General features: G+C 41.4%; 20 protein-coding genes. 7 read left to right on the top strand and 13 right to left on the bottom strand.

Annotated elements, in window-relative coordinates; genetic code table 11:
• Positions 1-319 precede the first annotated feature (319 nt).
• The 3 genes from EO95_RS08050 to EO95_RS17560 form a co-directional block, all read right to left on the bottom strand.
• A complete protein-coding gene (locus EO95_RS08050; RefSeq protein WP_048133702.1) occupies positions 320-1,828 on the bottom strand; it encodes a serine--tRNA ligase in 1,509 nt (502 codons plus the stop codon).
• Between the two features lie 437 nt (positions 1,829-2,265).
• Entirely contained in the window at positions 2,266-2,796 is a 531-nt protein-coding gene (locus EO95_RS08045; RefSeq protein WP_052733543.1) for an Ig-like domain-containing protein, read from the bottom strand.
• A gap of 321 nt (positions 2,797-3,117) precedes the next feature.
• On the bottom strand, positions 3,118-3,270 hold the full coding sequence (locus tag EO95_RS17560) for a hypothetical protein (RefSeq protein ID WP_156161058.1): 153 nt from the start codon (positions 3,268-3,270) through the stop codon (positions 3,118-3,120).
• Positions 3,271-3,778: 508 nt separating this feature from the next.
• On the opposite strand from EO95_RS17560, the gene EO95_RS08040 reads away from it, so the two are divergent.
• Complete coding sequence (locus EO95_RS08040) at positions 3,779-4,345, top strand: flavin reductase family protein (RefSeq protein WP_048133701.1); 567 nt, start codon at positions 3,779-3,781, stop codon at positions 4,343-4,345.
• Positions 4,346-4,427: 82 nt separating this feature from the next.
• On the opposite strand, the gene EO95_RS16740 is transcribed toward EO95_RS08040, so the two are convergent.
• Positions 4,428-6,560 (bottom strand): PAS domain S-box protein, encoded by a 2,133-nt coding sequence (locus tag EO95_RS16740; protein WP_052733542.1) that lies wholly within the window; start codon positions 6,558-6,560, stop codon positions 4,428-4,430.
• 704 nt (positions 6,561-7,264) lie between these two features.
• Positions 7,265-8,461, bottom strand: coding sequence for an aldo/keto reductase (locus tag EO95_RS08030; RefSeq protein ID WP_048133720.1), 1,197 nt, complete (start codon positions 8,459-8,461; stop codon positions 7,265-7,267).
• A gap of 730 nt (positions 8,462-9,191) precedes the next feature.
• Between EO95_RS08030 and tnpA the strand changes: the two genes are divergently transcribed.
• Entirely contained in the window at positions 9,192-9,653 is a 462-nt protein-coding gene (gene tnpA / locus EO95_RS08025; RefSeq protein ID WP_048133700.1) for an IS200/IS605 family transposase, read from the top strand.
• A gap of 757 nt (positions 9,654-10,410) precedes the next feature.
• Here the strand turns inward: tnpA and EO95_RS08020 are convergent.
• From EO95_RS08020 to EO95_RS08010, 3 genes are all read right to left on the bottom strand, one after another.
• A complete protein-coding gene (locus EO95_RS08020; RefSeq protein WP_048133719.1) occupies positions 10,411-10,683 on the bottom strand; it encodes a carboxymuconolactone decarboxylase family protein in 273 nt (90 codons plus the stop codon).
• A 781-nt stretch (positions 10,684-11,464) separates the two neighbouring features.
• Positions 11,465-12,004 carry a GNAT family N-acetyltransferase gene (locus tag EO95_RS08015; RefSeq protein WP_235282917.1) on the bottom strand — a complete coding sequence of 180 codons (540 nt, stop codon included), beginning with the start codon at positions 12,002-12,004 and terminating at the stop codon, positions 11,465-11,467.
• Between the two features lie 684 nt (positions 12,005-12,688).
• Entirely contained in the window at positions 12,689-13,981 is a 1,293-nt protein-coding gene (locus tag EO95_RS08010; protein ID WP_048133699.1) for an APC family permease, read from the bottom strand.
• 403 nt (positions 13,982-14,384) lie between these two features.
• Here EO95_RS08010 and EO95_RS08005 point away from each other — a divergent pair, with 403 nt between their 5' ends.
• From EO95_RS08005 to EO95_RS17555, 4 genes are all read left to right on the top strand, one after another.
• Positions 14,385-14,822 (top strand): PAS domain S-box protein, encoded by a 438-nt coding sequence (locus EO95_RS08005; RefSeq protein ID WP_048133698.1) that lies wholly within the window; start codon positions 14,385-14,387, stop codon positions 14,820-14,822.
• The gene (locus tag EO95_RS16735) at positions 14,823-16,670 is read left to right on the top strand and encodes a PAS domain S-box protein (protein WP_268767894.1); all 1,848 of its coding nucleotides are present in this window, start codon (positions 14,823-14,825) and stop codon (positions 16,668-16,670) included. It abuts the gene before it with no gap.
• 264 nt (positions 16,671-16,934) lie between these two features.
• Positions 16,935-17,240 carry an MscL family protein gene (locus EO95_RS07995; RefSeq protein WP_048133697.1) on the top strand — a complete coding sequence of 102 codons (306 nt, stop codon included), beginning with the start codon at positions 16,935-16,937 and terminating at the stop codon, positions 17,238-17,240.
• A 135-nt stretch (positions 17,241-17,375) separates the two neighbouring features.
• The gene (locus EO95_RS17555; RefSeq protein ID WP_156164016.1) at positions 17,376-17,513 is read left to right on the top strand and encodes a hypothetical protein; all 138 of its coding nucleotides are present in this window, start codon (positions 17,376-17,378) and stop codon (positions 17,511-17,513) included.
• Between the two features lie 108 nt (positions 17,514-17,621).
• Here the strand turns inward: EO95_RS17555 and EO95_RS07990 are convergent, their stop codons facing one another.
• The 4 genes from EO95_RS07990 to EO95_RS07975 all read right to left on the bottom strand — a co-directional run bounded on the left by EO95_RS07990 (position 17,622) and on the right by EO95_RS07975 (position 21,374).
• Positions 17,622-18,755 (bottom strand): ABC transporter ATP-binding protein, encoded by a 1,134-nt coding sequence (locus EO95_RS07990; RefSeq protein WP_235282916.1) that lies wholly within the window; start codon positions 18,753-18,755, stop codon positions 17,622-17,624.
• Positions 18,756-18,834: 79 nt separating this feature from the next.
• The gene (gene modB / locus EO95_RS07985) at positions 18,835-19,518 is read right to left on the bottom strand and encodes a molybdate ABC transporter permease subunit (RefSeq protein WP_048133695.1); all 684 of its coding nucleotides are present in this window, start codon (positions 19,516-19,518) and stop codon (positions 18,835-18,837) included.
• 63 nt (positions 19,519-19,581) lie between these two features.
• Positions 19,582-20,310, bottom strand: a complete 729-nt coding sequence (modA, locus tag EO95_RS07980; RefSeq protein WP_394297359.1) for a molybdate ABC transporter substrate-binding protein — start codon at positions 20,308-20,310, stop codon at positions 19,582-19,584.
• Positions 20,311-20,543: 233 nt separating this feature from the next.
• Complete coding sequence (locus EO95_RS07975) at positions 20,544-21,374, bottom strand: YihY/virulence factor BrkB family protein (RefSeq protein WP_048133693.1); 831 nt, start codon at positions 21,372-21,374, stop codon at positions 20,544-20,546.
• Between the two features lie 108 nt (positions 21,375-21,482).
• Here EO95_RS07975 and EO95_RS07970 point away from each other — a divergent pair, with 108 nt between their 5' ends.
• Complete coding sequence (locus tag EO95_RS07970; protein WP_048133692.1) at positions 21,483-22,583, top strand: RNA-guided endonuclease TnpB family protein; 1,101 nt, start codon at positions 21,483-21,485, stop codon at positions 22,581-22,583.
• A 351-nt stretch (positions 22,584-22,934) separates the two neighbouring features.
• Here the strand turns inward: EO95_RS07970 and EO95_RS07965 are convergent, their stop codons facing one another.
• Positions 22,935-23,603 carry a hypothetical protein gene (locus EO95_RS07965; RefSeq protein ID WP_235282915.1) on the bottom strand — a complete coding sequence of 223 codons (669 nt, stop codon included), beginning with the start codon at positions 23,601-23,603 and terminating at the stop codon, positions 22,935-22,937.
• Positions 23,604-24,135 lie beyond the last annotated feature (532 nt).

Genomic DNA, 24,135 nt, shown 5'->3' with positions numbered 1-24,135 from the left:
AATGAATGTGAAAGGTTTTCAGGCGTTTCTGCACAGGTTTTACACTGCCGCAGGTTTGCTCTTTCAGTACCTTGTCTTTGCATATATCAAAAATCTCTGAGCCTCTTGGCGTTTCCGGACTCGGGCCCCATCCCATCTGCCGACAGCCACAGGCTCCTTATAGTCAAAAGTGTGACCGGAAATCGGCCAGAAATCCTCAGAAATTAACGGATACTAACTAGTTAATGGCTCACTATACATATCATTTCCATATATAAATAAATCGGTCAGAAACGCTTTCTGTCCTGTTATTTGCATCCGGGGGGAAAGAAAAAAAAGTTTAGAGGAAGCGGATGCCTTCCGGCAACTCACCGACTCTCTTCCTGAACTCTTCAGGCCAGCTCTCAGGGTCAAGCCCTTTCTGGGCCAGGAAAACCGCAGCCCACCTTTCAAGCCCTACACCCGAGCACCCGGACCAGAGTTCTTCTCCGGACTGCAGCTTTACATTGAAGCCTTTGGGATACTTATCCCCGTTGATGCTTACGTTCTGGAACTCGAGCCATTCGCCGTTCTCCCCGCGATAAGGCAGGCAGGCTTCGTAGTCAGTCGTTCCTACAACGTTCCCTTCGGCAAGCCCGAGCAGCCCTTCCTGTGCCATGAACCAGGGAGTAACCTTTGCTTTTCTCCATTCGATGTCCAGGATCTCATTGAAGATGTGCATGTAGCGCTCATGCAGCTCTTCTGCGCACTTTATTACCTCTTCCTTTGTCCCGATCCAGACGATTTCTATCCTGTGAAATTCATCTACCCTTTCAATCCCGTGGATCCCACCGCTTTCGTACCTGTGCGAGGTCCCCGACCTGTCAAAGACTTTTACAGGAATCCCGTCATTAGGAAGAGTTTCGCCTGTAACATACATCCAGAAAGGAGGGCACTGAGCGTAACACATGCCGCCTATGGGTTCCCCGATCTTATCTTTAATGAGCTTTGTCGGGACCTCATGGGTGACCTTGTAGTAGTCTGCAACATCTTCCCAGTACTCAGGGTCCCTTGTCTTCGGAGGGCAGACATAATAGATCTCAGGGTAGACACCTTTGGCATGCCCGGACTTCATCCAGACTTCCCAGGGAACCAGTTTCGGAAAAATCATTTCCCTGTACCCCAGGGGCTCAAGGAGTTCTTCAAAAACTATCTTTTCGAAGGTCCGGAACACTTTTGTGGACTGAGGCCCATGGATCCACTGCCCGCGGCTTGCTCCTCGCTTGAGCCAGCCTTCCTTCATCATAGCCTGAGTCGGGTCTTCCTTGAAGGGGTGCTCCATAGGCTCTCTCTGCCAGATCAGGTTCCAGTGCTCAGCCTTTGCTCCGTACCGGGCAGCGTCGATTTTTTCCTCGAGCAGGGTCAGGATTCGGTCCGGAACCCTGTTCTTCATCTCAGCCTCCCCTACTTCAAGCTCGAGTACGATCCCGCCTTCGATATTTTCCATGCTCTTAATATAGGGGACCTTCAGCATCCTGAGTTCCCGCTCAGCCGGCACCTGAATGATAAAAGACTCGACCTCAATCCCCCTGATCCCTATCCTGTACCTCTTTCCAAGCGCCTCGACCAGCACTTTCTTCAGCCTCAGAACGGCATCATGCACTCTGACATACCTTCCGGATTCGAGCACAAGCTCTATCCTGTCTTCCCCGAGCTTCCATTCAGTAATTTTTGCTCCCTGCCCTTCAGGTGCCCCTCTGGTAAGAAGAGTATTGTTTGCCTCTTCAAAAAGTGCAGTCACAGCCTCCTTTGCGGGAGCAGGGTCTGCACCTGTTTTAAAATAAGCTTTGAGTTTGAATTGTAATTCCAAGGTTTGAGCCTCTTTTAATTATACTGGATAGTGTGATTGTGAATCTAAAAAGAATGTCAGCAGAACTTCAAACCTCTATTTCGGATATAAAATTAGATATAGATGCCTGTAACCTGCCTGCTCTTTTTATCTAAATAAGAAACTGACTAACTATTTAAATAGTTAGCTTTTATAAAAAACTGTTAACTGCACAGGCATTTAGTAAAATTTTTGTAAATTATGTATCTTCTTCAAATTGAATGGAAAGCTCTGACTTTCAACTCAATTTGAAGAGGAGACATAAAATTTCTCTATTCTGTAGCTGGTGTTCACAGGTTTTATGGATATATCCTGAATTATTACACTAAAAGAAGAATTTAAAAGAAGAACTAAAAAGAAAAACTAAAAAGAAGAATTAGAAGAGTTTTTTAGAGAAGAGTTTTTCAGAGGATGTTTTGTCACCTCATAATACTGAACTTGTATTCGAAATCTCCACCGGCTTTTCCGTCCTTATCTCCATCAAGGAGAACACCTTTTGTATCGGTGATAGCTCCCGATCCGGTATCTGTTCCTATCAATGTAATAGAGACTTTGGCTCCACCATTTTCTACAGGATATTTCCCATACGGCCGGAACATCAGAATCCTATTACCTGCATCAAGGAAACCTTCTACAGGCTCGTCGGACACTGAGCTTTTGACTATTACCGTATCTTTCGTGACAGTAGAACTGTCTATAGGTGCATCGAATTCGATCCAGATCGGGGATTTCAGGTTATGAGAAAAGGTTTGACGATCCGGATAAACAGACTTCACTGTAACAGGAAACGGGCCGCGTTTAAACACTTTTATGGGAATGGATTTGAGTTTTTTGTGCACTTGTTGCTCCTGAATATACTTATCGTAAGTATACTTCATCGTAACTCCGGCAACCACACCCGCAGCAACTCCGGCAACCACACCCGCAGCAGCCCCGGCAGCTGACCCCATTAATAGACCACCAAGTATATGTTTCCTCGTCAGTTTTATACCCCCTTAATATGCTACTTTTTTTACTTATTCGACCTTAATCTTACCCCTACCCTTTAGAGGAGCCTTTGTAATTGTATATATTATTGCAGCAATGGCAATTGCTCCTAATGACAATTTGCAACAACCCTTCAAACTTGGCATTCTTATTTCCCCCTGGTTTTGTACTAACCGGAAAATAGATGTTCACCGGACAAAGCCGTGTTTATCAATCCAGAACAGGACAGAAAATTCCAGTTAGTTTTGAATTTGAATAGAGTGTTTCTTTCGGAATACTTATTATTATATTATGAGGCATTTCTGATGTCTTCTGGAGACTTCATAGAAAATGGATTTTAATTGTTTATGCAGCTGCTCCTGAATATATTTATCATAAGTATACTTCATCGTAACTCCGGCAACCACACCCGCAGCAACTCCGGCGGCTGACCCCATTAACAGCCCACCAAGAATATGTTTCTTCGTCAGTTTGATACCCCCTTTAATATGCTACTTTTTTTTACTTATTCAGCTTTAATCTACCCTGATTAAGAGAAATCTTTACAACTGTATTTTATTGCAGCAGTGGCAAATACTTCAAATGACAATTTGCAGCAGCTTCAAATTTGTATTCACCTGTACTCTTATCTCCCCCGGTTTTCTCCTGGATGAAGAATCGATGTTCACTGGAAAAATGAATGTTCACCGATCCTGCGCAAAACAGGAAATCCCCCTCTAGTTTTGAATTTGAATGACGTGTTTCTTTCAAATATGCACCACTGATTATATTGTCGGCAATATATATATTTGCCGCTAAATAAACCGGTTAAATAAACTGATTGCCATTATTGACTGTTATTGATAACAAAAGAGATCGGAAGAATAACCGGAAAAAAGAGCAAAACGGATGCTTTTCAGTCCAGCTCAAAAAACCTTTTTGTATTATCGAAAAGAAGATTTAGCCATGAAACAATCAATCGGAGCAAAGACACTCGCATTTCCGACACCTGCCTGGGTTGTCGGCACCTACGACATGAATGAAAAGCCAAATGCGATGACTGTAGCCTGGGCAGGGATCTGCTGTTCGAACCCTCCATGTATAAGCGTGTCCTTAAGAAAAGCAACTTACAGCTATGCCGGTATCATGGAAAATAAGGCGTTTACTGTAAACATCCCATCAGAGGATAATATAAAGGAAGCTGATTACTTCGGCATCACAAGCGGAAGAGATGAGAATAAGTTTGAAGCAGCCTGTCTGACCCCAATAAGGAGTGAGCTTGTACCTGCTCCTTATATAGCAGAATTTCCGGTTATCCTCGAGTGTAAACTTCTCCACAGCCTTGAGATAGGGCTTCATACTTTGTTTGTAGGAGAGATTGTGGACATCAAGGCAGAAGAATCCGTGCTTGATGAAAACGGAAATCCCGATATTGAGAAAATCAGGCCTCTTATATACGGGACAGGAAATAGAAGCTATTACGGCATAGGATGTAACCTTGGAAAAGCTTTTTCGATAGGAAAAAAGGCCTGAAACCGTAAATGGTGAATAAAACAAAATAGAACAGAAAAAAACATTCATAAAAACTCAGCAGGACAGAAAATCTATCCTTTGATTAATTATTTGAGTTGAGGGGTATGGTAAAAATGAATTTGCTGCCTTCTCCAAACTCGCTTTCAACCCAGATTCGACCTGCATGCATCTCCACAAATTTCTTGACAAGAGAAAGTCCAAGTCCCGTCCCAACATGTTTTCCGAGTTCAGAGTTCTCAAGCTGTGTAAATGGCTGAAAGACCTTCCGGGTTTCCTCTTTGGAGATCCCAACGCCTGTATCTTTGATAGTAATTTTTGCTCCATCTTCCCAAACCCTGGCATCAACAATAACGTGCCCACCTGCGGGTGTGAACTTGATAGCATTATCCACCAGGTTGTATAAGATCTGCTTGAACTTCGTTCTATCAGCCCTTATGGTCGTTAGCTTTTCATCAACCATGCTCAGGATCTGGATACTTTTCTTTGATGCCAGAGGTGTCAATAAAGTCTTAACTTCAGAGACTGAACTGGAGATGGAAAACTTCTCTACGTTAAGTTCCATCTTCCCGGCTTCAACCTTTGAGAGGTCCAGTACATCATTGATCAACTTCAGGAGATGGCCTCCGCTCACGGAGATATTGTTAACATATCTCAGTTGCTTTTCGTTAAGCGGGCCGAAGTTTTGAGTAAGCAGCATATCTGAGAAACCTATGATAGAATTCAGGGGTGTCCTCAGTTCGTGGCTCATGTTGGCCAGAAATTCGCTTTTTGTTTGATTAGCAACTTCAGCTTCCATTTTAGCTCTAACAAGCTCATTCTGCATTTTTTTATTATCTGATATATCCGAAATGGTTGAATACAGGAGTTTTTTCCCATCTATCAAAATAGGATAACTGTATTTCTCAACATCACGTAACACTCCGTTTGCTAAGCGATGAGTAAAAAAGAAATGATTTATGTCCCTTGACTTTGCCTGTTCCAATTCTTCAGATATTTGTTTTTTTGGAAGTATACTGATATCGGCAATATTCAGGCTGAGCATTTTCTCGCTGGCGTATCCGTAGTAAGAACAGGCAGCCGGGTTTGCATCAAGTATATCTCCCGTATCCGGATCGATCAGCAGTGTTACAGCACCATTATTTTGAAACAGAGAGCGGTATCTGTTTTCACTTTCCTTTAACATCTTCTCTGTTTTTTTGCGTTCAGTAATGTCTTCTATTATGTAAATAGTCTGAACATGGTTCCCATTTTCATCTTTTAAGCCCGAGGAATTGACATTGACATCAACAGGCTTCCCGTTTTTTTGAACCATCCTGTACTCTTTGTTGAAGGAAAAACCCCTGTTTTCTATCTCTTCTAAAGATTCCTGAAGCTTTTTCAGGTAATCTGAAAATATGACGCTGTTTATGGGCTGTCCTATGAGCTCATCCTGCCTGTAGCCCAGAAGCTCTTCTACCCGGGAATTGCAGTCAACAATAATCCCTTTTTTGTCCACCAGAGTAATCAGGTTGGCAGCATTCTGAAACATGGACCTGTAGATTTCTTCCCCAACGTGTATTGCTTTTTCAGCCCTCTTGCGCTGTATCCCCATACCTATCAGGTTTACAGCTATTCTGAGTATTGATACATCGTCTTTTCCCCAGCTCCCGGTATTAATCACATTGTCCATTCCCATGAAGCCTGCAAGCTTTCCACTTACATATAGAGGTAAAACAATAAGAGATTTGATTCCCTGACTTCCAAGCATCTCTTTCTCTACTGCTGCTTCTGGAGGCAGAGCCGAAACATTGGTTATGTGGATTATTCCATCATTATACAGTTTTTCCGACCATCTGGGAAATACATCGCAAGGAATATTTTGAAGGTTGTTTTTTTGAGGCTCCACCCCTTCAGCACACCATTCATGCGTGTTGTCCACTGTGGTTCCATTTTCTCGAACAAGGAAGATGTAACTCCTGCCAGCCCCACAGAGAAGACCAATCTTTTCGAGTGCAACATTTATATCTCTTTCAAGGTTGACAGGAACGATGAACATGTTGGAAATCTCGAGTAATACTTCCTCGATCGCCAGCTTGTGCCTGATTGATCCCTTTGACTTTATTCTGTTATTAATATCAAAAACTGTACTTGAATAGCTCATGATAATCCCATCCTTTTCAGGCAGTATTAGAATTCTCTTATTGATCCAGCGGGCGTTTCCTGAATTTGTTAACATCCTGTACTCAAGGATAAGGTCTTCATCTCATTTTTTCATTTTAATAAATGGGTGAAAAATTCAGAATGTATTCTTTCTAAATCCGATGTAAAGATAAATTTTGATAGTTGACTCCCCAACTTTGTAGATATATTAAATAAGACACTCAGAGGATAAAATTTTATCTATACAGATGAACTTTTGCCATTTTCTTTAAAATTACTTATTTTTCAATAATATTCAATTTTAAGTCTTATTTTGTCAAAAATGTATGTTTAATCAACTTATAGTCAATATAAATATATATTATTCCATTTTTCTGGTTAACTCTTATTTTATTTCTTAAATACTTGAATAATTGGCTTATAGAGTTTTAATATTTTCTGAAAAATAATATAATTATCAATTTGTAAGTTAAAATTAAAATAATATTATGAATTTTTTACTATAAGTCTTATTTAGTATATATTTTAGTGCAATTATACACAACAATTCTTGGAGTAGTGTTTTTTTAAAGACTTTAGATGGAATTTTTAAGGTAAATAAGCATTTATAGATCTTTTTTAGCTTTTAAAGTAATTTTAAAGAAAATGGCAAAAGCTCATATTTACATCAGGTACAGAAATCTGCTAATATTTAATTTATTACTCCAATCATCCATCTGTATCGATTTTTATTTATGGATTTACATCAAAAGTTCGTTAATTATTATGGCAATATAACCGTTACTCCTTTCCAAACGCCTTTTTCGCCATAACTCTCCATCCCTTGAAGTCTTTTCCCTCAAATTCTTCTGTAACGGCTTTGAGCAGGGACGATATATCCAGATGCTGCGGGCATTTTTCAACGCACTGTCCGCACTGCACGCATTGGGAAGCATATCCCGGAACGTCGCCTCTTATTATTCCCCCGGGTTTTGCTGCATACATGAGTTTTGCTTCTTTTTCATTCCCTGAAAGGTAAAAGTTATTGTAGATTTCAAAACAGCTCGGAATGTCTACTCCCGAAGGGCAGGGTATGCAGTACCTGCAGCCCGTACAGCCAACTTTCATGAGTTCCCTGTATTTCTGTTCCACTCTTTTTACGAGCTGAAGTTCGTCCTCTGTCAGGAAATCCGGATAGGCTTCATCTGCAATTTTCAGGTTTTCTTCGAGATGAGACTCTTCGTTCATGCCTGAAAGCACAACCGTAACTTCGGGATGGTTCCAGATCCAGCGAAGCGACCATTCTGCTGGTGTGCGTTTTACAGATGCCTCATCCCAGATATCCTGTACTGCAGGAGGTATGGGATTTGTCAGTTTGCCTCCGCGCAGGGGCTCCATTACAATTACGCCCAGTCCCTTTGAAGCTGCATATTCAAGTCCTTCAGTACCTGCCTGATTTTTTTCATCCAGAAAATTATACTGGATCTGGCAGAAAGTCCAGGGATATGCGTCCACAATCCGCCTGAAATCGTCAACTGATCCGTGGAAGGAAAAACCTGCGTTTATAATTCGCCCGTCAGCCTTTGCCCGATCAAGGAAGTCCAGAACCTCGAGCTTTTCCATTTTATCCCATAATGTCCCCACGAGCCCGTGCACCAGATAATAATCTATATGGTCTGTCCCGAGCCTCTCAAGCTGGGCATTGAGTATCCTGTCCATATCTTCGTGGCTTTTCACGGTCCAGGAGGGAAGTTTTGTTGCGAGTTTGATCTTTTCCCGGTAGCCGTCAGCAAGAGCTCTCCCCACGAAAGGCTCACTTTCTCCCATGTGGTACGGCCATGCTGTGTCTATGTAGTTTACTCCGTGATCGATTGCATAGCGCACCTGCTGTCTGGCTCTTTCTTCGTCTATTTTTCCTTCTTTGAGAGGAAGGCGCATGCATCCGAACCCGAGTATCGAAAGTTCGTCTCCATTCTCCGGCATTTCTCTGTACAGCATTTCCATTACCTTCTGTTTTAAGTTGTTTCCTTTGATTTTTAAGGGTTTCCACCCTGAATTCCCGAAAAAACAGAAATCGATGATTCCGGATTAATCGGTTGATATTACTCAGAATATCCGAAACTGAAATTTTTTGTTTTTCTGTCCTACTCCTTGCAAAGCTGAAGTAGTTTCGTCTGCAACGCAAAAAAGTAACAGGCGAATTCATACTATCAAGAGGAGTAACTGAATTCAGAACCGCCTTTCCTATCCGAAGAATATTTCCTTTAACCCCGGGAACCTCATTAAAATATTCAGATAAACATAAGCTCCCCCGCCAGCTTGTCTGGCGGCCCTGCAAAAAAAGAAGTAAAAAAAGAAGTAAAAAAAGAAGTAAAAAAAGAAGTAAAAAAAGAAGTAAAAAAAAGAAGTAAAAAAAAGAAGTAAAAAAAGAAGTGAAAAAGAATGCTTTAATATGCATTTGAGTCTGTTTTACAGTCATTCGTACCAGATTTTCGATATTTGATAGTATTTGCGCTTTTTAAGTATATTTTATTTTATGGTTTTTATTACTATGGGAGCGCAGAGGGTCACGAATACCCTGACCTTTAGGTCGGGGATGAAGTGAACCCTCGCTGGCTTTTTTTTATTCGCTTAAACTGTATCAATCATCGCTTCTTTGTAAAATGAGGTTTTTTGACACCATAGCCACAGGTGGTTCCAGCTACCTATGGCTAGGATGTGATAAGCGTTGGAATTGCGCAGTTTTAGCCATGGCTATGGTCAGATTACCTACCACATCGTGTTGGTGCCCAAGTATCGATACAAGATATTCTACAATAAACGAGTTAAAAAGGATTGCGAGTCTATATTCTACAATATTTGTACAGAGAAAGGCTACAAAATCCATGCTCTGGAAGTTGTAGATAATCATGTTCACCTGTTCCTGGAATTCCACCCAATCACCTCTCTATCAGAGGTGGTTCAATACTTGAAAGGAGGCAGTTCTTTCAGATTGTTCAAGCTTCATCCTGAACTGAGAACACGATATTGGGGTGGAAGTCTATGGTCAAGTGGTAAATTCTATCGATCCGTTGGAAATGTAACCGCTGACACAATCAAGCACTACATTAAGGAGTCGCAGGGAAAACCGAAAACAGAGGTTCAATCACATAGATTAAAGTCTAGGCAACAGAGAATTAACGAGTTCTAAGTGCCAGAATAACCGGGCGCGCGGCCCATCAGCATACCCCATCCTTTAGGGTGGGGTGGCCGCACGCAATTTGATTTTCTGTTTTTTTCCTTTGTAAGACCGCTCTCCTGCGTCGAGTGTGACAGGAACGACCCGGTACGGTGAATAAGGTTGCACGGGTCAGAAAGATTTGTAATTTAGTCCGCTTGAGAGAAGCTCACTGTGATAAACTATAATAGTCTGCTTGAGCGAAGCTTACTGCTAAAAATAGAAATTAGTCCTCTTGAGCGCAGCGAAAAGGACGCGTACTGTTGCGATTACATCGCAACTCCCAGGAAATCTCCGATTTCCTGTGATCCCTAGGCGAAATTCGGGCGCGACAGATTCCGTAAAATGAAACAATAAACCCAATACGATTTAGTCGAGCATAAATTGACAAACAAAAAATGGAATTGAGAAATCGTATTAACATTAATGGTTCTCGGGAAAGTTTTCCATCCCCGCAGCAAGCTAGCGGGGTATTCGACTGAAATAAAAAACCTGTTAATGGGATATGGGGCACCTGATATTTGGGATTGAGTTTAGATGGATATGAATTTGGGATATTATACTGAAAAAAAGAGTTTTCTCAGATGCCCTATACCATTTAGTCCTTCATTACATATAAAAATAATGAAATAATCTTGTTTTACTCCATTTCTGGCAGTATTGTAAGGATGAGAAGAAATCCGGGCAGTACACGCAAATTCCGTACCTGCCCGAAATCCTGACAGATTAATTATAACACGTCATTCAGGGCTCTTGCAGCCGTGTAAACGCTTCCGACCCCAAAAATATACTGAGTTATTCTTATTGCTTCCAGAACCTCTTCTTTTGTAGCCCCTGCCTGCATTGCCTGGATTGCAAGGTTCTTAACGCCGTCTACTGCACCGTTGGCTGCATCAAGCGCCATTGCAATAAGAAGCTTGTATTTCATGGGCATTCCGCCTTCTGAAAATGCAAGTCCGCGCGTACTTTCGAGAAGCTTGAAAAATTCTGGATCTTTATCCATTATGACCTGCAATGGGTTTTCTGACAAATTATCGTCTCCTTATAGGTATTTTCCGGAAATTCCGATTACATTTGTTGATTATTTGTATTACTATTATTCTATTTATTTATCCCTCTGTTTACATATCAATTGTATTCCCTTGCCTGCTATATCCACTTTTGAGTTCTGCTAATAGTATATTTAACAATTAGCGATCCACTTTTAACAATTAGCTATCCACTGCTTAAGGGTTGATATTTTGTCCTCTATTTTCCAGCCCGTTGAAAATTGCACTTTGATTTAATCGAAGGCAACCGACTCCAGCCACGCAGAGGTACGGGAAAAGACAACTGAAATCTGACATGTATGGTAGTATGCCATTTTATAGTAGTGTAAAATGGTGCTGCAAATAGATAATTACAAAAGTAGTGTAAAATGGTACTGTTAAAAGTATACCTCTTTTAAAGGGGTGGAGGGCATCTGGCTTTTACTGAGGTGGGAATTGGGGGATAGGAAAGTGGGGGGTTTGAAAAAAGTTTTTCAGATGCCCTACATCCATATAATACCCATAAATATATAAAATTGGGGTTATACTGCGATTTTTCAGCATTTTCTGGAGGTACTCAAATTATTTCAATAACTTAACAGCGTCCTGAAATGCTGTACCTCTAATGTACCTCTAATGTACATCTAATGTACCTCTAATGTACATCTAATGTACCTCTAATATACCTCTAATCATAATACATTCTGCAAATAGTATGATGTTGCAGCAACCTCATAAAAAGACTTCTAACAGGGATCAGGGACTTCCGTTTTCTCTTTGAAGTTCATAAGTTATTATTCCTTCTTCAGGCCCAGCTCCTTTAAAAAGAAAACCATTCTTTTCCAGCACACGGATCGAAGCCTTCAGGTGGGGATACGTATGAGCTATGATACAATTTATTTTGAGGCTGGAAAAAGCCCACTGCAACATCGATCGGACAGCTTCTGTTGCATATCCTTTGTTCTGGTAGTCAAAAAGCATGGAATACCCTATCTCAAGGATCCCATTCTCATGAACAAGAAATCCCCCATTTCCGATCAGTACAGGCAGTTCCGATCCTTTCTGACTCAGGAGCCAGTAGAAGGTCCAGATTTTTCGGTCTCTTGCCTGAATCCGCCCTATAAACTCTTCAATTACTTCAGGAGTAATCTGGTCAGGGGGCCATTCCTGCGGGACATGCGCATTGAGGGTAGAAGCAAATGCCGGGCGGTCATGCAGCTCCAGAAGATATAGCTTCATAGTCGCGGGGACCAGAGACATCCTTTCTGTGTTAATAGGAAAAAGAATCAGGGGCATGCAATGGATTTGTGTTTTTATAGAGATAATCTTTTTGGTAAGTTACCTTTAAGGTATTAGGGTCCTCAAAAAATCATCAATTTTTTAAGGGCTAATTAACCTCATTTAGTAGCCTAAGTGGATTGATAGTGCTTCCCCAATAAAAGTACAGATTGAAAATAACTTCTTTCAAATTTAAACAATTAATTACCCTTTATTTAAAATTTAAGGTTTTATTGTCCCTCCTTTTAAACACCAAACATAATGTGGTGAAAAACAAGCTCAAGAGCCTTAATTTCAAAGAATTTTAATGTTTAAATGAATAATACCTTAATTTACATTATTTAGCATTTCCAAGGATTAATAGTGGTTATTTTACTAAAAAATGAATTTTTAATGTGTACTTTTATTTGGGAACCTATATTATGTGCCTATTGCCTAAAATAAATTATATAAACTCTCAATTTACACCCTCTTTTAGAAGGACCCTATTAAGGTATGGAAATGAGAAAAGAATGTGGGGGAATGGGCATCTGAAAGTTTGGAGTGGTTTGGAGTGGGGGTGTAAAAGATGTTGGGGGTATGAAAAGAGTGTTTTTCAGATGCCCTAATTACATAATAATATCCAATATTATATAAAATTATTGATATATTGATGTATCTTAAATTCTCTGGAAGTACTGTGAATTTTACTCTTTTTCAGGTTTAGCCTGTCCTTTCTTTAATCACTCTGCCGGAATATCTCCTGTAAACCCATTCGGCAGCAAAACAGGAAACAATCGTGAGTGCAAGCAGTCCCAGGGTGGACTTTGAATGCACGAATTCATAGTATGTCAGCACCACAAAGAAAATAAAGCTACTGAGGAGGGAAGCCCAGATTATATAGGATTTTGCCCCGGTTTCCTTTAGCAGGTGGAGATGGGAAGCGTTAACTGCTACATAAACTATGAGACTGGAAGCGCTGGCAAGCATACCGATTCCTTCAAGCCGGAGAAAGTTTGCACAGAGGATGACAAGCCCCGAAGTGATAAAGAGCCCTTCAGTGCCCCTGTTCCAGAGTTTCCGTTCGAAAAATTCGGGCAGTTCTCCTTCTCTGGCAAGCAGGTAACTTACGTTTGCTCCTCCGTAAAGGGTAGCATTGATTGCGGAAGATGTAGAAAAAAGGGCAGCCAGAGCCATTATCTTGAAGCCAATGTCCCCCAGGAAAGGCTTTGCAGCAGCCGCAAGAGCATAGTCCTGTGCACTTTCAATTTCTGGAATTGAGAGGTTACCCATCACTGCGAGACTGACGAGCACATAGATAATAATGACCAGCCCTACACTTAAGTACAGGGCTCTCGGGAGGTTTTTTTCCGGGTCTTTCAGATCTTCTGCTGCGTTGGTTATCAGTCCGAAGCCCTGGTACGCAAGGAAAACCATTCCTGCCCCGAAAAAGAGATTTTTGGGAGCTGGCCAGGCCGAAACCGAGAGGTTTGTCGGGTCCATATAAAAAAGACCCGCAATGGCAAAAAGTAAAAGGATACCCACTTTTATTGAAACAATAAAAAGTTCCGATTTCCCCACGGCTTTTGCCCCTACAAAATTAATGACCGTAAAAACAAGGATAATAGCTGTGGCAAAGACATTGTCCCAGACCGAAGCCGAACCTGCCGGCAGGAAGGTTACTGCATAGTACGAAAAGCCTTTTGCATAGAGGGCAAGCCCGAAAACATAGCCCACCCAGAGCAGGAGGTTGAGCCCCCCGCTTACAATCCCGTCTCCGAACCCTTTCAGGAGAAACTCCACCGGCCCACCTGCCGAAGGGTACCTGACCCCCATTTTTGCATAGGAATAAGTGCTTAAAAGGGCAACGGCTCCTGCAATGATGAAAGACATGTATACCGCGTTTCCGGAAATCCGGGCAGCTGTCCCGAAAATCGAAAAAATGCCTGCTCCCACCATCGCCCCGACCCCGATTGAAGCCGCCGCCCAGAGCCCCATTGATTTCGTTCCTGCCATTTGAAAACCCCTATTTTTCTTTATCTCCTCGCTCTTTTATATGTATCCTCTCTCTTTTATTATTCTCCGCCCTCTTTTTTCTCATTTCTCTTTTAAAAATCAATCCTTTGCGATCAGGCAGCTTATACAGCCTAACTTTTTACAGATAAACTTTTGACAAATAATTTTTAAAAAAATTACATGACACGGGTCATGCCAGACCCGTATTTTCCGCATGCAGGGAATTTATGGATTGAAGAACTAAGAACTTGCCAAAATTAATAAGATCTGTAGAAACAGGCAAGTCATACTTAGAAGTGTACGTCTGTACCCATTTCTGCACAGTACATATATTTTTATATTATATTTTCCGATTTTATATATCAAATTTTATTTTCAGAGTTTTTTGAAAAAAGGTGAATTCATGGGTTTTCTGGCAAAAGATTCAGGTCAGTACAAAGATCCGCACACAAAAATAGAGGGATCTCCAGGAGACGAGAATCGCCTCATCTATTCGGTTTTCGAGCAGATCCGGATAGGCATTGCAATTGTGGATGCTGAAGGTATTTGCCTCATGGTTAACCCATGGCTTTGCAAAATACTGGATCACCCTGAACCCGAATTACTCGGGCCTGGTTTTAAGAGGGTAATAAATACCAATGGACCTGAACTCAACGCAGGGATCTTTAATGAAATTCCCGACGGAAGTTCAAAAATTCACTATGAGGAAAAGCTCTGTCTCCGAAAAGACGGAGAGAAAGTCTGGATAGGAATTTCAATCACTCTTGCCAGTGATTGTGATAATAGTCCTCAACATTTCATTTTTCAGATTGAGGACCTGACCCACCTAAAGGATACCTAGCTGGCTCTTGAAAATTCGGAACAAAAATTCAAAGTCATATTTGAAAATGCAAATGACGGAATCACCATAAACGAGCCTGGCGGCCGATTCCTGGAAGTAAACCATATTACCTGTGAAAAACTTGGTTATAGCCGGGAGGAACTACTTCAAAAAAAATCCAAAGACATGATTAGTTCAGAGTCCTCAAAATTGTTTATTGAGCATATGAAAGAACTTTACCAGTACGGACATACAGTAACAGGGAGTGAGGTTGCCTGTAAAAATGGTACATGTTCGCCTGTAGAGCTGAGTATGAGTTTCATTGAATACAGGGGCAAACCGGCCATACTTTCAATTGTCAGGGACATTACAGAAAGGAAAAAAGCCGAGCAAATGCTGAAATATGAAAGGGACTGTGCACAGAACTACCTCGATATTGCAGGGACAATCATCGTGGCTCTTAATGCCGAGCAAAAAGTTATGCTTATAAACAAAAAAGGTTCAGAACTTCTAGGCTTCCCCAAAGAAGACATTCTCGGCAAAAACTGGTTTGATGCCTTCATACCTGAGAAGTACGGGCAGGCAACAAAAAAGAGTTATGCGCAGTTAATGTCCGGAAACGTTGAGCCCGTCAAAAACTTTGAAGATTTTATTATAACCAAACGTGGCGAAAAACGGATAATCAAGTGGTATAACAGCATCTTAAAGGATGAAGAAGGCAGGATTACCGGGACCCTGAGTTCCGGGGAAGATATCACCGAGCGCAAAAAAGTAGAAGAAGAAATGAAGGTCAGGAGCGCTGCCATGGCCTCTGCCCTTACTGCCATAGTCATAGCCAATCCTGAAGGTTATATTACCTATGTTAATTCGGCTTTCCTGAAACTCTGGGGCTACTCAAGTGAAGAGGAGGTCCTCGGAAGATCGGTCCGAAATTTAGGGTTTTCTGAAGTGAAGGCCACTGGTGTTATAAATACACTATTTTCCAGAGGGAGCTGGGCAGGAGAATTTGTTTGCAGGAGAAAAGACAGCACTGAGTTTCACGTCCACCTTTCAGCAAGCCTTGTGGTGGACGAGGCTGGAAAAACTATCTGCATTATGGGCTCATTTCTGGACATTTCCGGGCACAAGGAAGCAGAAAAGATGATGATCGAGGCCAGGATGCGGGCTGAAGATGCAAACCGGGCAAAGAGTAACTTTTTAGCTTCTATGAGTCATGAGCTCAGGACCCCCCTGAATTCAATAATAGGTTTTGCAGATGTATTGAGGGAGAGAACTTTTGGCCCCCTTAATGACAGGCAGGCAAAGTACCTTAACAACATTTCGATAAGCGGGAAACACCTTTTAAAACTTATTGATGATATCCTTGACCTCTCCAGGGTCGAAACCGGAAAGATGGAGCTTAACCCGAAAGAATTCTCCGTGCCCAAAATGTTTGAGGAAATAAAGGTGACTCTGGCACCTCTGGCCTTAAAAAGAAATATCAAAATGATATGGAAAACAGAAGGGGAACTGAAAAGCATAAGGGCTGACAGGACCAAGTTCAAGCAGATCTTATATAACCTCATAGATAATGCCATTAAGTTCACCCCGGAAAACGGACTCATAAAAATAGATACAGGGGTTTCAAAGGAGAATATATCTATCAGTGTTACGGATTCAGGCCCTGGAATCTCAATAGCCGACCAGAAAAAACTTTTTGAACCTTTTACTCAGCTCGGCAAGTTCGAGTCCAGAGAACAGCCAGGCACAGGCCTGGGACTCGTGATTGTTAAAAAATATGTGGAAATGCATGGGGGAACCGTCCGGGTGGAAAGCAGGATAGGGGCAGGCAGTAAATTCAGTTTCACTATCCCTCTTATCCTAGAATAATTATTTATCTTAAGGGACACTTTTTCCCTGAAAATAAGGTAGATTTTTCGAACCTTTATTTCTGATTTATAACCGGTAGTTCTGATTATTACCTTTATTTCTAAGTTCTAACCTTTATTTCTTATTTTCACCCTTATTTTGCCTTAATTCGGATTTCCAACTATTAATCCTTGTTTCCTACAAGTCATTTCTGATCAATGTTTCTTGTCTTCTTAAAAACTTACCCCGACAATTTATATTATTTCATTTATAAGGAGGACAATTATGGGACTTCTGAGTGAATTCAGGGAATTCCTTTATGAATACAAGGTAATTCCGCTTGCAATTGCCTTTATCATGGGTATCGCATCCACGGCTCTTATAAAGTCACTTGTGGACAATGTCATCATGCCAGTAATTACGCCTTTTATTCCTGGAGGCGCCTGGAAGACTGCAACAGTTGAGCTGGGACCGATAGTGATAAGCTGGGGGGCTTTTCTCGCAGAGCTGGTAAATTTCATTATTATCGCATTTGTGGTCTTTATCATTGCAAAAAAGATGCTTAAGGAAGAAAAGGTTGAAAAGAAATAACTCCGGAAAGTATGTGTAAAACAATTGGGGTATAAAAATAACTGGCGTAAAGAGAGAAAACAGCACTGATCGTCGTGGATGCACAAAATTTTATATGTCGTGAAAAAGGGCTCAGTTCGGAATGGGGTGTGCTTTTTGACAGGAGATACAATACCATATACTCAGCAACTGCACAGTTTCTCTGAATGCAGAGGTTCAAAAGTTTTCTATCGAGATGATCTTCCGATGCTCGGAGAAGTCTGTACAGTGGAGGAACTGGAGATTGTTTCCTGACACCTACCAGATTTCTAAAAACTCAATATTTCTTTTTAACCTTTAACTCTAAATTTAGAATGCAACTACTTTACTCACATTTCAGAATGCAACTACTTTACTCACATTTCAGAATGCAACTACTTTACTCATATCCATTTTAACCAGGCATAAATCCCCTGTATTCAGGTTAAGAGCATCAGCAAATTGTGCAGGCAGTTCTGCAGTCAGGGATTTTTCATGCTTTGTAAGTTTAAGTACGATTCTTTTCTTTGGACCCTTGCTGATGATGCTGTGGACATATGCAGGATAGATGTTTTCGTCCTGGTCCTCGGAGCCGGAATCCGGCAGGAGAAGTGTTATATTTTCCGGATGGATCCCCCAGGAAACTTTATCTCCTTCCTTCAGGCTCAGGGGCTTTACCGTGATCCGCATGCCTCCGCTCTTTAAGACTGTGCATTTTGGGCCTGCATTATGCCCCTCAACCTGCTCCTCAACCCATGCATCACTAAAAATATTCGACATACCGACGAGTTCTGCTACGTGCATGTTCTTCGGGTTATAGAAGATTTCTTCAGGGGTCCCGAACTGCTGGACTTCCCCTCTGTATAAGATAAGAATCCTGTCAGCTAAAAGGAAAGCTTCGTCCAGGCTGTGAGTGATAAACAACAGAGGTATCCCGATTTTTTTTTGTAAATGTTTTATTTTTTCTGCAAGTTCGGTTCTTATTACCCTGTCGAGTGCGGAAAACGGTTCATCAAGCAGCAGCAGTTCGGGCTTAGGAGCAAGAGCTCTTGCCAGGGCAACCCTCTGCTTCTGCCCGCCTGAAAGCTGGGAAGGATAACGAGTTTCCAATTCTTCGATATGCAGGAGATCAAGCATTTCCCGGACTCTTTTTTCTTTATTACCTTTTTCCCACCCTTTAAGCCCGCATTCTATGTTTTTCCTGATATTCATGTGGGGAAACAGGGTATAGGTCTGAAAAACAAATCCAAGGTTGCGTTTCTGGATTGGGAGGTTTATTTTCCGGCCGCTGTCAAAGTAAATTCGATCGTCCACCGAGATATTTCCGCTATCCGGCTGCGTGATTCCGGAGATGCATTTCAAAAGCGTGGTCTTTCCGGACCCCGAAGGCCCAAAAAGCACCACAAGTTCGTTTTTCATTTCAAAATTGACATCCAGAGAAAAAACATTCATTTTTCCTTTTTTTTCGCTACCTTCAGCTTCATGATAGCATTTTTTTAGTTCAACTCTGGCACCCAAGCTTATACCTCGATTTATACCTTAAACTTATATCTCAAACTTATACCTCAAGCTTATACCTCAAGCTTATACCTCAAAATTATACCTCGAACTTTTCTCGGTCGATAAATTTTCCGGTAAGAGAAATGGACAGCAGGGACAAAATTACCAGGATCAGGACCAGCACCTGGGCAAGTTCGTTATTGCCTGCCTGAAAAGCGCTGTATATTGAAATTGACATTGTATTCGTTTTTCCCGGAATATTTCCTGCCAGCATAAGGGTTGCTCCAAATTCTCCTACCGCCCTTGCAAAACTCAGCACCAGCCCTGCCAGTATCCCTTTTTTCGCAAGGGGGAGGGTTATGAGCAGAGCAGTTTCAAGCTCACTTCTTCCAAGGATATAAGCGGCATGTTCAAGCTCTTTATCCACTGCTTCTATGGCTGCTTTTGCGGTTCTTACCATGAGGGGGAGGGAAACCGTATAAGCCGCAATAACTGCCGCCTGCCAGGTAAACATGATCCCGGTCCCCAGAACTTTGAAAATCAATTGCCCGATAAACCCATTTTTTCCCACCAGGACGACAAGGAGATAGCCAATTACAGTAGGAGGGAGGACAAGGGGAAGGGTCACGAATAACTCCGCGAGTCCTTTTCCCCGGAAATCACGCCTTGCAAACACATAAGCTATAATTACGCCACTGCACAGTACGAGAAGAGACGATATGGTAGCTATCCAGAAAGTAATGAGTATTGGGAACCATATCTTGTCCAGCATAGGGATCATTTCTTACGCTTTAATTTTATGCTTTAATTTTATGCTTTAATTTTATGCTTTAATTTTATGCTTTTATTCGGATTCGGGGGTGAACCCGTATTCTTCCAGTATTTCCTGTCCTTCTTCTCCGGCTACGAAATCAAGGAACTCCTGTGCTTCTTCTTTGTGCTCGGAGGAGGAAACCACAGCTATCGGATAGCTTACAGGGGTACTTACAGGCACATTGGCAATGATTTTTATAGTTCCGGGCTCTGCAGTCTTTGCGTCGGTCATGTACACAAAACCTGCATCTACCTCTCCCCTCTCAACATATACAAGGACCTGTTTGACATCTTCGGCAAGTATGGTCCTGTTTTCGAGCTGGTTCCACAGGCCTGCTTCGGTAAGTGCGAAGTGTGCATATTTACCTACAGGGGCAGTATCAGGGTTTCCAATGCTGATTTTATCAACTTCGGGGGCTGTCAGGTCTTCTAATCCCGTTATATTAAGGGTACTGGTCGCAGGGACTATGAGCACAAGGGAATTTTGGGCAAAGTCTTTTCTTGAGCTGTTTTCGATCAGCTCTTCCCCGGAAAGTATATCCATGTGATTCTGGTCAGCCGAAGCAAAAACGTCTATCGGAGCCCCACCTTCGATCTGCATGCGCAGGTTTCCGGAACCTGCAAAGTTCATTTTCACGTCTATGCCGGGGTTTTCAGTTTCAAACCGGGATTCCATATCCGTAAAAGCTTCGGTAAGGCTGGCAGCTGCAGAAACGGTCAGGGTATCAGGTCCCTGCTCGGCAGCCGGCGATATCGCCATCGCCAGAATCAATATTCCTAAAACAGCAGCAGCATAAATAACTATTTTGTTTTTTTCCATAATTATTTCCTCTTACCTATTTGATACAATTTTATGAATAAACCGTTGTGTTTTTAAAAACATAACGAGTCTTTCTGTATTTTAATAGTATAAGAAGATTCCCGGTGTAGGTCTCATGAAGGCTTTAAAAGCAAATAAATGATTATCGGACTTTTTTAACAGAAGCTCACACTTCACAATTCAGAATAGACCTTCGTGAACTCCGCACCAATAGTAATTATAATTGAGATATAATAAATCAGGAGAAATAGCCCTACGATTGACCCGACTGCTCCATAAACGCTTGTAAGGTTGACGTATGTGAAATAAAGACCAAGGGCATATTTGCCTATGGTTATGAGAATTACTGTTACCAGCGACCCTACAAAATCAGGTTTCAGATCAAGCTTTGTATCGGGCAATACCCTGTAGACAAGCATGAAAAACAGGACAAGGATAAGGAAACTGGCTATGGAGCCAGCATATTGGGCAAGAACCGGGGGGAAGGGGAAAATCCCCTGGAACAATTTTGAAGCTGCATAAAGAACCCCTTCAATAATTATGCTAAGCGCAAGGAGCCCTCCAAAAACAATCACTACGAAAAAAGACACGATTGAATCCCTTATAAAGTCTTTAACCGTACTGGACTCAGCAGGTTCAATATCCCAGGCAATCTCGAGGAATTTCTTCAATTGTCGGAAAACATTGCTTGCACTCCAGAGAAGAATCACAAAACCAATCAATGCGCCTATTGAGAGGGAATTAACTTCCGGGATGTATTCGAAGAGCGCACTAATCATATCAATCACCCTCTGATCAACGAGTCCCTGCAGGTTATCGATTATGTTGTCCTGAATCCGTTTTGACCTTAAAAAAAGACTTCCTACGGATACAGAAAATAACAGAAGAGCAGGAAGGCTTAACACAAAATAATATGCCAGCGCAGCACTGTAAGTCTGTGCATTGTCTTCCACCCACTCCTTTATCGTTCCGGTGACCAGCTTTCCTATATACCCCAAATTCATGATAAAATAAGCAGGATACCCGTTGCTTTAGCTGCGGGAGGAATGCGTCAACACCCAATACCTGCTTTTTACACCTCTGTTAACTATATAATGTATCGTGTGTAATATATGAATGTGGATAGAACGATTAAACTTAAACTTGGTGTTTCTGAGGAAGATAAACCTACCCTCAAGAAAACAATTATTCTTTTTAACACTGTGTTTAACGAAGTCGCTGTCTATGGTTTTGAACATAAAACCAATAGTAAGGTATCTATCCATCACGCTACCTATAACGATATTCGAGAAAGGCATCCAGAACTTCCTTCCTCTCTTGTTCAGGGAGCTAGAGATGTTGCTTGCGAAGCTCTTAAAGGAGTTAAACTTAAAAATCTTCCAACTGCAAAGCCTTTTGCTGCTATCAGGTATAATCAGAGAGTAATTACTTACCATCTGAAACATGGAAGCGTAAGCATTGCTACTATAAATGGAAGAATCAAAGCAACTTTCAATGTCCCTAAATATTATCAAGAATATGTTAATTGGGAAATTAGGAGTTCTACTTTGAAATACGATAACAGGAAAGATGCTTTTTTCTTGCATATTATTTTTAGAAAAGAATCTCCTGAACGTTCTGGAAACAAAGTTCTCGGAATTGATAGGGGTATCGTGAACATTGCCGTTTGCTCTAACAATGTTTTTTTTAACGGAAAACAAATTAAAAATGTCAGAGCTAAATATGCTTTTCTCAGACATAAATTGCAGTCCAAAGGCACTAAGTCTGCTAAACGTCTTCTCAGGAAGATTAGCAGAAAAGAAAGACGGTTTGTGACTGACGTAAATCACTGCATTTCGAAAACCATAGTTAACATGTCTCATGACGTCTTTGCACTCGAAGACCTGACAAGTATAAGAGTCCAATCCAGAAAGGGAAAAGAGTTTACTCGAAAACTCAACAATTGGAGTTTTTATCAGCTTGCTCAGTTCCTGGAATACAAAGCAGAAGCTCTTGGTAAGGCTGTTATCTACATTGATCCCAGATACTCTTCTCAGAAATGCTCCAAATGTGGAGATATCCGTAAGAGTAACAGGAAAGGTAGTTCTTACCATTGTAGAGCTTGTGGTTTTGATATACATAGTGACCTTAATGCCTCTCGTAACATTGCTCAAGCGGGTATATCTTGCCTGAGTAGGCTGCATGTCAATCAGCCAAACGTGGAAACGGTTTAACCGTTATTCACATGCTTGCCATTTTAATGGCGGGTCATTGACATTTCCCCTTAATTCATAATATATGGCTCTTTTATTAAACATCTCTTATCAAAATTCTGCAAAAGATTTTTTCTGCAAGTAAACAGAAAATACGGGTCGAATTCAGGATTTTAAGCCGGAAATTGGTTTTTTGATAAAGAACATAAAATATGGTAACTCCGGATTACTTAAAGGATAGGAAGTAACTGTGGATGACCTAAAGGAGAGGGTTTATAAAATTATTAAATAAGAGAGATTCCTCAAATGGAAGAAAACTTCGGGGTTCAAATGGCAAAACTTCAGAGTTCAAATGGCAAAACTTCGGGGGCTTTATAAAAAATCCCTCAAATTTGGAATATACGCATAAAGTTGCATTGAAAATGAACTGACTTCTCCAGCTTCTTTTTTCCTGAGATATTCCTGGAATTTTTCGATCGCCTCTTTCCGCACATCTTCAGGCATACCGCTGCTTCTTGCCATTAAAACAAATGCATCGGAACCCCTTTCCTCCATGGCTCTGATTAACCAGCATAAAATGTTGTGCCTTGTAGTATCATTAGGATGATCCAGCAGCTCAAACATTGTGGAGGCGTCTTCAGAAGAGAGATAATCACAGATGCTAACCGAACCTCTTGCCGAAATAATCCCTCCCGAGGTTTTGAGGGTAAAAATCAAACTTTCCTTTATCTCATTTCTCTCATCTTCTGAAAAGCTTGTGGGATCAATGCCCTGAAGCCCAACTATAGAAGCCAGGACATAATACGAGTTTTTCTTTTCTCTCAACCCTTTAAGGAGACAACTTCCCCTGATATCTTCAGGGATCAGGAAAGGGTAAAGAAGCAGATTTGATACTGCCTGAGGGCTGTTCCACTTCTGGAGTATGGAGCGAATCTTCTTAACATCTTTTCTATTTAATTGCCTTAGTTTCGATCTTATTTCCATTAATCCATCCAGATCCTCTGCCTCAAGAAAAGCTTTCAGATCCGGACTTATTCTCATAGAAAAAATACCCATATACTGCATCCCCAAGTGTTATGCTCAAACTGTGAAGTGAAATTTGAATGAAAAACCCTTACACAGTTAGTTTGCATAGCTACATGTTTGAGCATATGCAGACTTAGAAGTCTATTTACTGTATAACTTTAACCTTATTGTACTTAAGTTTATTCTTTATACTCTTTATTGACGATTTAATTCATGAACTTTATTAATATCAAGCGGTGACCGGGTAAAATATAAATTGGTTTATATAAAAGTTCGTACTAAATATTACAGACTTAAAACCAACATTTTTCCAACAAAACCAAATACATCGACTTCAATACTTACGTAGGGGATCAGCGCGGGCAAGGTTATGAGAGTTGGGAGAGGACTCGCCCGAATTGCGCCCCGGGATCACAGGAAATCGGAGATTTCCTGGGAGTTGCGATGTAATCGCAACAGTACGCGGTCCGTTTCAGCAGAGTTGCGGCTCTGCAGTACGCTGCCCTTTTCGCTGCGCTCAAGAGGGCTAATCTATGGGTTTTAGCAG

The organism is Methanosarcina sp. 1.H.T.1A.1, assembly GCF_000979295.1.
Taxonomy (GTDB): domain Archaea; phylum Halobacteriota; class Methanosarcinia; order Methanosarcinales; family Methanosarcinaceae; genus Methanosarcina.
Note: the sequence above shows the minus strand (reverse complement) of the source record. Positions and strands in the feature narration are given on the sequence as shown.